The sequence below is a fragment of the Paenibacillus sp. JNU01 genome (genome assembly GCF_059130585.1).
This window is the reverse complement of record NZ_CP169723.1, coordinates 1753957-1766936: the sequence shown is the minus strand read 5'-3', so window position 1 is coordinate 1766936 and position 12980 is coordinate 1753957. Positions and strand designations below refer to the sequence as shown.

12 protein-coding genes are annotated in these 12980 nt (G+C 46.5%); 8 read left to right on the top strand and 4 right to left on the bottom strand.

Annotation, left to right across the window (positions count from 1 at the left end; all coding sequences use genetic code 11):
* Positions 1-61 precede the first annotated feature (61 nt).
* Both ftsW and NLBNIHML_RS07550 read right to left on the bottom strand, forming a co-directional pair.
* Entirely contained in the window at positions 62-1351 is a 1290-nt protein-coding gene (ftsW, locus tag NLBNIHML_RS07555) for a putative lipid II flippase FtsW (protein ID WP_494354109.1), read from the bottom strand.
* Between the two features lie 13 nt (positions 1352-1364).
* Positions 1365-1712, bottom strand: a complete 348-nt coding sequence (locus NLBNIHML_RS07550) for a YugN family protein (protein ID WP_017687430.1) — start codon at positions 1710-1712, stop codon at positions 1365-1367.
* Between the two features lie 210 nt (positions 1713-1922).
* Here NLBNIHML_RS07550 and NLBNIHML_RS07545 point away from each other — a divergent pair, with 210 nt between their 5' ends.
* The 8 genes from NLBNIHML_RS07545 to NLBNIHML_RS07510 all read left to right on the top strand — a co-directional run bounded on the left by NLBNIHML_RS07545 (position 1923) and on the right by NLBNIHML_RS07510 (position 10229).
* Positions 1923-3092, top strand: a complete 1170-nt coding sequence (locus NLBNIHML_RS07545; RefSeq protein ID WP_339307023.1) for a M20 family metallopeptidase — start codon at positions 1923-1925, stop codon at positions 3090-3092.
* A 190-nt stretch (positions 3093-3282) separates the two neighbouring features.
* Positions 3283-4977: a DNA repair helicase XPB gene (locus tag NLBNIHML_RS07540; protein WP_494354108.1), complete on the top strand. Its 1695-nt coding sequence runs from the start codon at positions 3283-3285 to the stop codon at positions 4975-4977.
* 36 nt (positions 4978-5013) lie between these two features.
* Positions 5014-6735, top strand: a complete 1722-nt coding sequence (locus NLBNIHML_RS07535; RefSeq protein WP_494354107.1) for a helicase-associated domain-containing protein — start codon at positions 5014-5016, stop codon at positions 6733-6735.
* 152 nt (positions 6736-6887) lie between these two features.
* On the top strand, positions 6888-7325 hold the full coding sequence (locus tag NLBNIHML_RS07530) for a YlbF/YmcA family competence regulator (RefSeq protein WP_339235702.1): 438 nt from the start codon (positions 6888-6890) through the stop codon (positions 7323-7325).
* Between the two features lie 30 nt (positions 7326-7355).
* Complete coding sequence (locus NLBNIHML_RS07525) at positions 7356-7619, top strand: YlbG family protein (RefSeq protein ID WP_095290540.1); 264 nt, start codon at positions 7356-7358, stop codon at positions 7617-7619.
* A gap of 165 nt (positions 7620-7784) precedes the next feature.
* Positions 7785-8222, top strand: coding sequence for a hypothetical protein (locus NLBNIHML_RS07520; protein ID WP_017687436.1), 438 nt, complete (start codon positions 7785-7787; stop codon positions 8220-8222).
* A 143-nt stretch (positions 8223-8365) separates the two neighbouring features.
* Positions 8366-9289 (top strand): selenium metabolism-associated LysR family transcriptional regulator, encoded by a 924-nt coding sequence (locus tag NLBNIHML_RS07515; RefSeq protein ID WP_339256325.1) that lies wholly within the window; start codon positions 8366-8368, stop codon positions 9287-9289.
* Positions 9290-9359: 70 nt separating this feature from the next.
* Positions 9360-10229: a PHP domain-containing protein gene (locus NLBNIHML_RS07510; protein ID WP_494354106.1), complete on the top strand. Its 870-nt coding sequence runs from the start codon at positions 9360-9362 to the stop codon at positions 10227-10229.
* A 140-nt stretch (positions 10230-10369) separates the two neighbouring features.
* On the opposite strand, the gene NLBNIHML_RS07505 is transcribed toward NLBNIHML_RS07510, so the two are convergent.
* Together NLBNIHML_RS07505 and NLBNIHML_RS07500 are read right to left on the bottom strand one after the other, a co-directional pair.
* Positions 10370-10816: a GNAT family N-acetyltransferase gene (locus tag NLBNIHML_RS07505; RefSeq protein WP_494354105.1), complete on the bottom strand. Its 447-nt coding sequence runs from the start codon at positions 10814-10816 to the stop codon at positions 10370-10372.
* A gap of 382 nt (positions 10817-11198) precedes the next feature.
* Entirely contained in the window at positions 11199-12971 is a 1773-nt protein-coding gene (locus tag NLBNIHML_RS07500; RefSeq protein WP_339235691.1) for an Rqc2 family fibronectin-binding protein, read from the bottom strand.
* Between the last annotated feature and the right edge of the window lie 9 nt (positions 12972-12980).

Below are 12980 nucleotides of genomic sequence, written 5' to 3'. Positions count from 1 at the left end.
ACGAGTACACACAAAAAGGCTGCGCATCCATTAGGTGCACAGCCTTTTTTTATGTTGTTTTTTACCGAATCCGACGAATGGACTCCCGTGAACGAAGAGCAGGAGAGGTACGAGTCTGTGTCTGTACAGTCACTGACTTCGTTTTTTCTTCCTTGATTACGTCCAGATTGTTGGTGCGCGAGATACTGAGCAGAATGCCCATGGCGACCATCATCACAAAGAGTGAGGTACCCCCATAACTGATAAACGGAAGCGTGACACCCGTCACCGGAATGGTTTGAGTTACACCACCGATGTTGATAAATGCCTGAATCGCGATCAATCCCATAATGCCAATGCCGACCAATGTTCCGAATGGATCGGGACAGCGGAGAGAGACAATAATTCCTCGCCAGATGAAGTACAGGTAAACGAGCAGGAATAATGTACTTCCGATGAACCCGAGTTCTTCACCAATCACGGAGAAAATAAAGTCATTATACGCATTTGGCAAATAGTGAAGCTTCATCGTACCTTGTCCAATCCCGGAACCTGTCATGCCGCCATCACCAATGGCAACAAGGGAACGGTAGAGGTTAAGACTTCCGCCATTAATATCGGATAATGGATTCAGGAAAGCTTGGATACGTCCGATCTTGTAGTTCTGCTCCGCAGTGACTGCTGTTGTAGCGGTCGTCGTGTCGGAGGGAGACATGGAAGAAAATAGGGAATTTGCTCCGAACGCCAGGGCTCCACCGAGTACAACCAAGAGAATCGAACCTAAGATATGTTTCATACTGGCTCCACCGGCATAAATCAAGAGACCACAAGTGGACACCAGAATGAAGGTGGTACCAAAGTCTGGTTGCAGCATGATCAGTCCTGCGATGAATCCAACGATGAACAAGACGGGAAAATAACCTGTCTTGAAAACTCTGAATTTCTCACCTTTTTTGGTGATCAGAGCAGAGAGATAGAGAATGATAGCAATTTTTGCGAACTCTGCAGGCTGAAGACTGAAGCCGAAAATGTGAATCCAGCTTCGTGCACCGTTCAATACTGCGCCTGAGATCAAAACAATCACCAGCATGACCGTAGTAAGCAGGAAAAAGGGTGCATAGAGCTTTTTGTACTTGTTAAAGCGGATATTCATGGCAAAGAACATGCCAAATAGACCGATAATCGCCCACACAAGTTGTTTTTTCGTGAAGTAAAGGGCATCATTGTTAAATCTGTCGCTTGCGATTGCAATGCTGGAACTGGAGCTGAATACCATCACCAGTCCAAAGCCCACCAACAATAAAGTGAGGATTAGCAGTTGAAAATCCGGCGTGCCTCTCTTCGTTTTCGTTTGGGCCGTTTGTTGTTTCATCGTTTGGCCCAGCCTATGCTTCCAGCAGTTCTTTAAGCTGCTGTAATTTTTGGGCTGCCAGCTTCACGACTGGTTGAGGAACGGAAGAGTCATAGTCCAGGCCGTGAGGGAAGGTGGCTTTGCCAAGGTACACTGCTTCAACAGCAAGAACGGTATCCGGTTTTTCCAATTTGCCTTCCACGGCGCGGGTATTAATGCGTACAAAGTATTCTGAGTTGGTTTGTTCATCTTCAATTTTGTAGTCGTATGTAGCGCGGTAATATTCCCATTGCCACCGGACAAATCCGACTTTCTCGGCGCTCTCATCCAGGTATGCCAAGTCGCTCTTCAAGCCATCCAAGCCTGTATTCTCAAAAATCATAAGCGTTTGATCCTCCTCATAAGCTTCCGAGTATAATTTCTCGAGTATTTCTCTAGTTCATGATAGTATGTTTCCCCTTCCCGTGCAAGCTTTCCAAGGGCGTTTCGTATCGGTTTTCTTCCAATTCTGCTACAATATACAGCAATAGGTTCGAAGAGGCAGGTTCGGGCTTGATATAAGTCCCGTTCAAGATTGAAAGGATGGAGAGACATGACTAATAATATATGGTGGGAAGATCTGCAGATCCACATGGTGGAATGGCGGCGTCACCTTCATCGCAATCCAGAGGTTTCCTTTCATGAGGAGAAGACATCTTCTTTTGTAGCGGATATGTTGGAGAGCTTTGGCGTTGAAGTAAGGCGTCATGTTGGTGGTCACGGGGTCATTGGTACAATCCGTGGCGACAAGCCGGGTCCTGTCGTCATGCTGCGAGCTGATATGGACGCACTGCCGATTCAGGATGAAAAGAATATCGAGTATGCTTCACAACAAGCAGGAGCAATGCATGCATGCGGCCACGATGGTCATATCTCCATCTTGCTCGGTACGGCATTGTATTTCAGCCGTCACAAGCAGGAGATTCGAGGAGAGATTCGCTTTTTATTCCAACCAGCAGAAGAACTTCTTCCAGGCGGTGCAGTCCAGGTTATTGCGGATGGTGCGCTTGAAGGTGTAGATGTCATATACGGAATTCATCTGTGGACCCCGCTCCCTGTAGGTGTGGTTGCCAGTAAAGCAGGACCGATGATGGCGGCGGCGGACGATTTTTACATTGAGATTAAAGGCAAAGGTGGACACGGCGGGATGCCGCAATCGACAATAGATAGTCTTATCGCGGGTTCTGCGCTTGTGATGCAGCTTCAGACGGTTGTCAGCCGTTCGGTGGACCCCTTACAACCGGCGGTGCTGACCATTGGCACAATGCAGGCGGGATCTGCTCAGAATGTAATTGCAGAGCAATGTAAAATGAGCGGTACAGTTAGAACGTTTGATGAAGAGACCCGAAACGTGATGAAAGAGCGTGTGCTTACCATGGTAGACCAGACAGGGGCAGCCTATGGAGCAGAGACGCAAGTGAAATATATTATGGGATATCCACCTGTGGTGAACGATGAACAGGAGACAGCACGTTTCTTCAGGGAAGCTACAGAGTTATTTGGGGCAGAACGAGTACAAGCCTCCCCGATGCTGATGCCAGCGGAAGATTTTGCGTATTATCTGCAGAAGGTTCCAGGGTGCTTTATGTTTGTTGGAGCAGGCAACCCGGATAAAAATGCGATCTATCCGCATCATCATCCGATGTTTGATTTTGACGAAGATGCGATGCAGACGGCTGTGAGATTATTTATCGCCATGGCTAAGGGTTACACAGCCGAATGACTTTAGATGCAGTTGGGCATCCTGTTCATACCGAGGTATGGGCAGGGTGTTTTTTTATGGATTTTTTAGAGTTTGTTCAATAAGTCCACTTTTCGGTACTGAAATAAGAATTGTTGAACTCGCAATTATACAGGTTCATTTTCGGAAGCTGCCGGAACTGGACTTTTTTTGTGATAGGAGGAAGGCGCGAATGGAAGGAACAGAACATATGGGTAGAACGGATGCTTGCATTGTTCAGCGAGATTTTACAGTTTTGCTGGAAGTCGGCCACCCCGGATTCGAAAGGGCAAGAGAGCAGCTTGGGATGTATGCTGAACTGGTCAAGACACCCGCAGCATTTCATACCTACCGAATCACTCCGCTGTCGCTCTGGAATGCAGCTGCGCTAGGGTGGAATTCAGATCAGGTCATCGCAAGTCTGGAGCTGGTATCGCGTTGGAACGTGCCTGCTGCACTGATACAGGATGTTCGGAGAATTATGGATCAGTATGGCAAATTAAAGCTGCATTCCGAAGCAGATCACACCAGAATGCGCCTTTACAGTGAGGATGAACGGTTGCTCGATGAATTAAGTGGATTGAAAACGATAGCTGCCTTTCGTATGGAACGTAAGGACGCTCATCAACTTATGCTCCCGGGAGAACAGCGAGGGTTATTAAAAAGGGAATTAACACGACTGGGTTACCCCGTACTTGATTACGTGGGGTATCGGAAGGGAACCGAGCTTTCATTTGAATGGCGAACCAATGATTCAGGGGCTCACTCTGAGCGATTTGCACTGCGTTCTTACCAGAAAGAGGCTGTGGACGCATTCGAAGGCAGTGAGGGCATGGGAGGAAGCGGGCTACTTGTACTTCCTTGTGGGGCAGGCAAAACGGTCATTGGCATGGCCGTGCTGGAGCGGCTTCAATGTGAATGCCTTATTTTGACGTCCAATACAACGTCTGTGCGACAGTGGATTCAGGAAATTCAAGACAAAACCACGATCACCAGCGAACAGATTGGTGAGTATTCAGGTCAGAAAAAACAGGTGAAACCTGTGACTGTAGCTACATATCAGATTCTTACACACCGGAAATCAAAAGATGCTGATTTTACCCATATCAAACTGCTCAGTGAGCGGCAATGGGGGCTGATCATATATGATGAAGTACATTTGCTTCCAGCGCCGGTGTTTCGTGCAACTGCGGATATTCAAGCTACGCGAAGGCTGGGATTAACAGCCACGTTGGTTCGAGAGGATGGCTGTGAACAGGATGTATTTTCGTTAATTGGTCCGAAGCTCTATGACATGCCGTGGAAACAACTGGAGCAGCAAGGGTGGATTGCTGATGTACAATGCCAGGAGATACGTATCCCATTCTCCCCGGAATTAAGATCGAATTATCTGCAAGCCGAGGTTAAGCATCAATTTCGATTGGCTGCAGAGAATCCGGCGAAGGTACGTGTGGTGAAGCGTTTGCTGGAACGTCATCGGGATTTACCTGCACTAGTAATTGGACAATATCTAGACCAACTAGAGTTGATTGCCCGGGAAATTGAAGCACCTTTAATCTCGGGAACCATGTCACAGCAGGAGCGAATCAAATGGTTTGGCGCTTTTCGACGTGGAGAGATTAAAACGATTGTTGTATCGAAGGTTGCCAATTTTGCTGTAGATCTGCCCGATGCTGCTGTTGCGCTTGAAATATCCGGGAGTTTCGGTTCAAGGCAGGAAGAGGCACAGCGGTTGGGACGAATTCTGAGACCGAAAGCGGGGGAAAATAAAGCATATTTCTATGCGCTGGTATCAGAGGATAGTAAGGAACAGGAGTTTGCATTAAACCGTCAGATGTTCTTGGTGGAGCAGGGATATGAATATGCTATCGTTCATGAGAACGAATAGTCCATTTATAATCGCGAAAAGAGGAGGGATTGGGAAATGTCTTCATCTGGACCAACAAATGAACCTGTGGTACTGAACCTTGATTCATGGTCAAAGCTTACTTGGGTGGAACAAAAAGTACTAGGTGCAATTTTTCACAAACATGCTGGTCAGCTTTTTTCCTCTCTCATGCCGCGAGAACAATGGGCCGTCGAAGGACTAAGTGTCGCAGAAGCCAATTCTTCCTTCGCCAACCTTCGGCAGCAAAAATGGATTGAATCTGTGCATAAGAGTTGGGGGGAGCGACTATTCTATATTCCTGCTTCACTGATGGAGACATTGACTATTGCTTATGCGCAAAGAGTGGGCATAACCGTCAAACAGGATATAAATCTTGCTCATGTAATACAGGAGGGAAAGTCGGATGTTGCTGGAGAGTTACTTCATCTGATTGCTTGGATCGGAAGAGAAGGACTTCCTTTGACAAGTAAAGGCACTATACATAAGAAAAGTGTTCAAAAATTAAGTATGATCACGGTGTTATCTTCGACAGACTTTGATGGTTTGGGTATCCGATATGAACATTCGGAGTTGTATCCGACCCACGTTGCCATTCTTCTTGATCTACTTCTTAGTCTGAATCTGGTTCAGAAGTCAGATGGGCGAATCCAGATTCAAGATCATCAATTAAAAAAATGGTTGGGGCTATCGTGGACACAGATGCATCGGGAAATATATCAAGCGTGTGTGGAAAGATACGGAGAAGTTGAACCCGCGTTACAGCATTTCCGTTATCAATTGGCAGTGCTTGTTCCAGAAAAGAACATATGGTGCCGTATAGCGAATTCGGAGCTGAAACCACGAATTATGGGCTGGCTCTATGCCCTTGCTGGGTGGGGTTATGGTGAAGTTGGAGAGGATCAGTCGGGAGATCTGGCATTTCGTTGGCTGATCGACCCGCAGAGCCTTTTATATCGAGAACGAGAGATGGTAAGTGAGACGGAACCGAGTGGATTTTACATGCAGCCTGATTTCGAAATGTTGGTGCCACCGGAAGCAAGGCCTGATGTGATCTGGATGCTGGAGCAATGCGCAGAACGGGTAACGCGTGACCGGATGTCCATCTATCGCATGACAAGAGAACGATTCGTTTGGGCCTTAGCCAAAGGGCGTGGATTACGTGAAATGATGGAGTTTCTGGATCAATATGCCCTGACAGGCATACCGGAGAATGTACGTATTGCGTTGGAAGGGTGGGGAAGGGAGACGGTTGCTGCACCGTTGACTGTAGAACGGAAGATGGAGGCAACGGAGGCAAGTACAGGTACCGAAGCGCCTTCGAAATTATTAGAAGAAGATGTGTTGACCGATGTATATGCTTCTTCTTTCTACACACCCGATAATCAAGGACTGGTTGATGTTCCTGAACTTCTGCATGGGTTGGAGCGTGATCATTCTGTCATTGAGAAGAAGTTCTCTCTGCTCGGATTGGAGGAGATACCGGAGACCTGGTACAAGGAGTGGCGTCGATATCATAGTTCAACCGCACGACAGATTGCTGCCAAAGCCATTGAGTGGCAGACCAAGCTGGGGATACAGCAGGAAAATTGTACGCGATACCTCATTCCACACCAGGTAGAGGGCCATGAACAATGGACTTTAAGTGGTTGGTACATGCTGGATTCAAATGAACATACATCAGAGACGGAATGGCGTACATTCTCCCCGTCGGAGTGGGATACAATGCGTCTTATCCTGCCTGATGATGTTACAACCTGACTGTTTTTCGTGAATATCAGGTTGAAAGGCGAATTTTAAAGCTCTCGCTATTTCTAATTGCAGGAAAAACTCTTCTTAACTATTCATGGATATGCTATGATGGGGTAGTCTACGTTAAGTAGAACTTTATATATAGATAGGATGAATATTTCATGAGCGTAGCGGAAATGAACACGGTCGATATGGCCCAAGTGTTAACGGGCGCATATGAACTGGGCGACATGATTAACCAATCTGCCGAAGTATCGGATTATTTATATTGGAAGCAGCAAGTCGAGACTTCCCCTGAGATTCAGATGGGGATTCGGAAGCTGAATGCCAAGAAGGAATTGTTTGAAGAAACACAGCGTTTCGGTCATTTTCACCCGGATTATCATGCAGCGAAAGACCAGGTGAAGGCTCTGGAACAGGAGTTGGAAAATTTCGAGGCGGTGGTCCGCTTCAAACAGGCAGAGAAGTCCCTGGATGATATGTTATTCCAGATGTCAGAGACCATTGCATTCGCAGTGTCAACGACCATTAAGGTACCGAGCAATGATCCGAATCCGAAGGGCGGCTGCGGTAGTGGCGGCAAGTGTGGTTGCAGTTAAGTAATCATTATAGAAGGGCGGGGAACGATGATGTTTGCGGAAAGGACAGGATTCATTATTTGGGTCAGTGATTTGAAGGCTGCCCGTAATCTCGAAAAATATGGCACCGTGCATTATATCTCCCGCCGTATGCATTATGTGGTCATGTATGTTAATGCAGAACGGGCAGAAGATACGATGAAAAACGTGAAGCGACTTTCCTATGTGCGCAAGATCGAACGATCGTATCGTAATGAGATCAAAACTGAGTATGCCAGCAAAACCATGGACAAAACGAGCTTTTACGGAATATAGACGAGAAACTGGAGGGGCCCCTTGGGGTCGCTCTTTTCTTAAATTATGCACAAATGAACTTTAGTGAAAAAAAGTTACACTTACGCCTTGAGGTTGCGGGACTAATGTTGTAATATATTTGGTAATAAATAGATAGAAAGTCCTATCTGGTGGAGAGTGATTCCCATGCGTGATAAGGTGATGCAACGTTGGAGCACCTACGAGCCGTTTTTCGTGGCTCTTGGAGACAAGAAAGTGGCCGACATCGTCATTACCCATCATGCCAAGATGCGGTATGCAGACCGTATTGAGCCTGCACGTAGTGATGATGACCATATTGCGGCGTGGTTATGGGAGTGTCTGAAGCAGGACCGTATAACACCATACTACCGTAATGAACAGGACGTCTACCTGATTGATGAGGATCTGGTGGTGGTCGCCGAATTTTCCGAACTTGAAGGGGAATATGATATTGCGGGCAACCCCTTGCACAAAATGATCGTAGTTACGTTTCTGGGACGAATGTCGGAGACCATTGAATTAAGGGACCTGAAGTCATACTATTCATGGTTAAGACACTCAAGAAGAATGACGTTGGTCAAAAATAGCCGTAAGCATAAGTAAGTTGATTAGATTCAATATGAGATTCAATATGTTGAAATCATAGATTCAAGTCGTATCGCATGCAGACAAGCTGCATGCTTTTTTTGTTGCCAAGCGGGAAATCGGCTACAATATAGAGAGTGTAATCGAAGAGGGGCGAAGATATGAATTTTCACCAATTGCATATTTTTTATACGGTAGCAGAGAAAGGAAGCTTCTCGGCTGCTGCACAAGCATTACATATGACTCAACCGGCAGTGACGATGCAGATTCAATCATTGGAGGACTATTTCGGGACCAAGTTATTGCATCGTTCCACCAAAAAAATAGAATTATCCGAGGCGGGTCGGACATTATTACCTCATGCCAAACGAAGTGTAGAACTGGTTAGACAGACGGATGAAGCGATGTCAGCGTTTACCCAAATGTTACAGGGCCGACTCCAGCTTGGAGCTAGTTTAACGATCGGGGAATATGTACTTCCACGCATGCTCGGACCTTTTGCACTTCAATATCCGGATATTTCAATCGTCATGAAAGTGATGAATACAACGCAAATTATGGATGATATCTTAAAGCACCAGCTTAATTTTGGTCTGATTGAAGCGCCAGTACACCATCCGGACATGATTGTAGAGCCTGTCATGCAGGACGAGCTGAAACTGATTGTACCTGCCGGGCATGATCTAGCTAAGCGTAGCAAAGTGAATATTGAGGATGTCATGAATTATCCCTTTGTGCTGCGTGAGAAGGGCTCAGGTACTCGTCAGGTGATGGAAGACCAATTGCAAAAGAAAAAGATTGATCCACAGGAAATGAATGTTGTGATGGAACTTGGCAGTACAGGAGCGGTAAAATCAGCCGTGGAGGCAGGGGTAGGCATTACGATGTTATCTCCTTCTTCCGTGCAGCATGAACTGGCTCTGGGACTTGTTCATATTGTGGATATCCGAGGACTCGAATTCAAACGGCAATTCTATGCCATCCATCTAAAATCGTCCTTGTTGCCCCTGTCGGCAGTGGCTTTCCTGAATTATCTGCGCCAACAGGAGCAACCTGAGCCGGAGTCCAAGACGGGGAAGGCATAATCGTTCGCACCATTAATGATAGATAAGATGTAATCACAAACCACTTTTGGAAAGAAAGGAGTTGTTGTACATGAATCAAAGCAAAGGACGCTGTGATCTGCATACCCATAGTCAGGCATCGGATGGAATGCAGCCACCTGCTGATAATGTGAAGCTTGCCAAACAAAAAGGGCTATCGGCGGTTGCCCTAACAGACCATGATACAGTTGCTGGTGTAGCGGAAGCACAGCAAGCGGGAAAAGAGTACGATATTGATGTTGTTGCCGGAGTGGAGATCAGCACTCGGGCTAGCGGAAAAGATATTCATGTGCTCGGATATTATGTGAATACGGAGGATGAGCCATTCCTGCAACGGTTGCGCGGATTACGAGAAGCGCGAGATGAGCGGAATCATCTCATTATCGCGAAGCTTCAGGAACTTGGGCTTGATATCAGCTGGCAGGAAGTGCTGGATGAGCTGGGACGGCCACTAGAGCCTGACGAGAGTATCGGCAGACCTCATATGGCTGATGTGCTGGTGAAGAAGGGATATGCGGTTGACTTGCGGGATGCATTCGATCGATACCTTGCTGAAGGCAAGCCTGGCTTCGTATCTGTACCCCGCGTTGCGCCGAAGGATGCGTGCGAATGGATCAGAGCCGCAGGTGGAGCCGCCGTGATTGCCCATCCGGGCCTCTATGAAGATGATGAATTGGTACGGCGTATCATTGAGGATTGCCGTCCAGATGGACTCGAAGTGTTTCACTCAGACCATGAACCGGAAGATGAGCGCAGATACGCCGAGATGGCTAAGGGTTATGGGTTAATCGAGACTGGCGGATCCGATTATCATGGGGAACGGCAAGGTGTCGTTTTCCACGGGGATCTGGGTAGCAAGACCGTAACGGTTGATGTGTTGGAAAGGCTGAAGGCAGCTACTTCCCGGCAAAGGGGAGTATAATTTAGACAGGTTAACACTTTATCTGGCTTTGAGGGTTTTCTGCTTATTGAGTACATTTTAATATTGTAGAAGTAAAGGGCATGGATCATGCTAGGCATAAACCTGCATGTATTCATGTCCTTTTTTGTGTCAAAAAGAGTTTATGTAATCGAATAGTTGACCCAAGCGCCGCGTGTAGCCCCAAGACGCTCGAATAATTGCTGTGCTCGCTCATTGGTCACTGCTGTGATCCAAGACATATATGCACATCCATGGTCACGTGTATATTGCTGACAGTATGCAAATAATTTGGCTTCTGCTTCGCCTTCTCTGAATGTTTCCGTAACAAATAGGTCATTCATGATGGCGACACGTTCTGCTTTCATCGTGCTGTAAGTAAAGAAGAGGGTGGAAAATCCGATAAGCTTCCCGTTCTCTTCTGCCACGAATTGAGCACCGATCTGCTGATTAAGCAGGTTATTAATCAAAAGCTGGATGGATTGATCACCAGGCCAGGGGTTGTTGTAGAATCCCACCACATAGTCATGCATTAATGCAGTCAGTGATTTTAGATCATCAGGTTGAGTTTCTCTGATATGTATGGTCATGGTACACTTCCTTAACTATAATTTTTTTCGCGAGAGTTGAATTATTATACATTTTAAAGAATTAATATTCAATAAAAACGATAGATAAAGATGAAATTCACATTAGTATTGAAACAATTTTGATGCATCCACAAGAATCCCCTGAACCGTTATGGTCAGGGGATTCTGTTTTTTTACTGTTACATCTCTATATAAGTGGAACTAATCATTTACACGATAACGGAGAGGACAGAAAAAACCTGAAAAAGCGAAGCGTTCGCCTTTATCCCCGGATTTTCCCCTTTGAAAAGGGTATCGAAAAATCTGGGGATAACAGCGATTGGAAGGTTGTTCTGTCATCGTAGTGTTAGTGTAAATAATCTTTAGTTCAACTTATATAGCCTTATCCATTTTTAATGGTGGATGGCAAACTCTTGATCAATTCATCATTTGGCGTGACAAACAAGGTCTTTTGATGATCATAAATGACAAAACCAGGCTTCGCACCACTTGGTTTGCGTACATGACGGATAAACGTATAATCCACAGGCACACTGCTGGACTCCTTGGCTTGGCTGAAGTAGGCAGCAAGCTGTGCTGCTTCTTCCAATGTAGCTTCACCAAAGTCCGTGCTGCGAATGACGACATGTGAACCTGGAATGTCTTTGGTATGCAGCCAGGTGTCGTTGGAAGAAGCGAGGCGATTCGTCACGTACTCGTTCTGGAGGTTGTTTTTGCCCACAAGAATATCAATTCCCTCTGAGGACGTAAACTGGTGTACGGTCGGACGATCACTTTTCTTTTTCTTTTTACCCTTTTTATTGCGGTCACGAAGGTATCCTTGCTGCACAAGCTCGTCCCGTATTTCCTCAATGTCGTTCATCGATGCAATGGATAGCTGCTGTAACAGGTTATCCAGATAGTCAATTTCGTCTTTGGTTTTGCCAAGCTGCTCATGAATGACAGCCAGACTGTTTTTGTATTTGTTATACCGCTTGAAATAACGTTGTGCGTTGTCAGACGGTGTGAGCAGCGGATCAAGCTGAATGGTAATGTTGGCTTGGTCTTCGTCGTAGAAGTTCACAAGCTCCACGCTCTTGTCCCCTTTGTGGACCTGATGCAGGGAGGCAAACAGCAACTCACCCCATAGTCTGAACTTGTCCGCATCGTCTGCTTCCAGCAGATCCTTGTTCAGGTTGTCCAGCTTTTTGATATTCTTGCTTCGCTCATTTTGCAGAAAACGGAGCAGATCACTTACTCGCTGTTTAACCGTGTCCCGTTCAGCCTTGTCTCCATAATAATCTTCCATGCACTTGCTCATCGTGTCATACGTTTTCTCCAAGTCTTGAATGCTCTCAAGATGAACGGCGGAGAAAATCATTTTGCCTTTGGCATTCATTCCGGTTACAGGCGTGTAGCGATGATCTCTGACAGGACCCATCACGGCTTCAAAAGCGTTCCAGAGCGCATCAATCTCAACTCGGCTCTCACCCTCAACCACAGCCTGGGTGTTCCCTTTGCCTTCAGCAGCAATCCCACGGGCAGCAATCTCGCCAGCAATTAACGGGCTAAGACCGCTAAAGGAGTTCACAAGCCAGCGTGATGCCTCTTCTTCAACGGCTTGATAGCTGTCCTCGAATGCTGTACGACTCACTTCGAGCGGATTACTCTTATGTTGCTCAGGTGGGGCAGTATACGCGAAACCTGGCATGATTACCCGGTAGCTGCTGATGGACGGAGTCACATGATGAATGCCATCCAGAATCGTTCCTGTAACGGGATCAAGCAAAATAATGTTACTGTGACGACCCATTAATTCAATGATGATCCGTTTAACCGAAACATCCCCCAATTCGTCGCGTTGGCGCACATCGATGTGGATGATACGTTCCATGCCAATCTGACGGATCTCCTCTATGATTGCACCTTCACAGTGCTTGCGGAGCAGCATGCAGAACATGGGTGCTTCCGTAGGATTAAGGAATGTTTTTTCCGTAAAATGCACACGGGGATATGTTGGGCTTGCCGAAACAAGCAATTTACTATTACCGCGCTGAGCACGCAGTGTGAGAACTACGTCATGACCATTCGGCTGATGGATTTTGCTGATACGTCCACCAATGCAGCCTTGCAATTCATGAACAATGGCCCGTGTTACGATGCCGTCCAATGCCATTTTTTCCAC

Excerpts from the sequence above, each read along its gene's own strand:
- ftsW (WP_494354109.1), bottom strand. The coding sequence starts at position 1,351 with ATGAAACAACAAACGGCCCAAACGAAAACGAAGAGAGGCACGCCGGAT.
- NLBNIHML_RS07550 (WP_017687430.1), bottom strand. The coding sequence starts at position 1,712 with ATGATTTTTGAGAATACAGGCTTGGATGGCTTGAAGAGCGACTTGGCA.
- NLBNIHML_RS07545 (WP_339307023.1), top strand. The coding sequence starts at position 1,923 with ATGACTAATAATATATGGTGGGAAGATCTGCAGATCCACATGGTGGAA.
- NLBNIHML_RS07540 (WP_494354108.1), top strand. The coding sequence starts at position 3,283 with ATGGAAGGAACAGAACATATGGGTAGAACGGATGCTTGCATTGTTCAG.
- NLBNIHML_RS07535 (WP_494354107.1), top strand. The coding sequence starts at position 5,014 with ATGTCTTCATCTGGACCAACAAATGAACCTGTGGTACTGAACCTTGAT.
- NLBNIHML_RS07530 (WP_339235702.1), top strand. The coding sequence starts at position 6,888 with ATGAGCGTAGCGGAAATGAACACGGTCGATATGGCCCAAGTGTTAACG.
- NLBNIHML_RS07525 (WP_095290540.1), top strand. The coding sequence starts at position 7,356 with ATGTTTGCGGAAAGGACAGGATTCATTATTTGGGTCAGTGATTTGAAG.
- NLBNIHML_RS07520 (WP_017687436.1), top strand. The coding sequence starts at position 7,785 with ATGCGTGATAAGGTGATGCAACGTTGGAGCACCTACGAGCCGTTTTTC.
- NLBNIHML_RS07515 (WP_339256325.1), top strand. The coding sequence starts at position 8,366 with ATGAATTTTCACCAATTGCATATTTTTTATACGGTAGCAGAGAAAGGA.
- NLBNIHML_RS07510 (WP_494354106.1), top strand. The coding sequence starts at position 9,360 with ATGAATCAAAGCAAAGGACGCTGTGATCTGCATACCCATAGTCAGGCA.
- NLBNIHML_RS07505 (WP_494354105.1), bottom strand. The coding sequence starts at position 10,816 with ATGACCATACATATCAGAGAAACTCAACCTGATGATCTAAAATCACTG.
- NLBNIHML_RS07500 (WP_339235691.1), bottom strand. The coding sequence starts at position 12,971 with ATGGCATTGGACGGCATCGTAACACGGGCCATTGTTCATGAATTGCAA.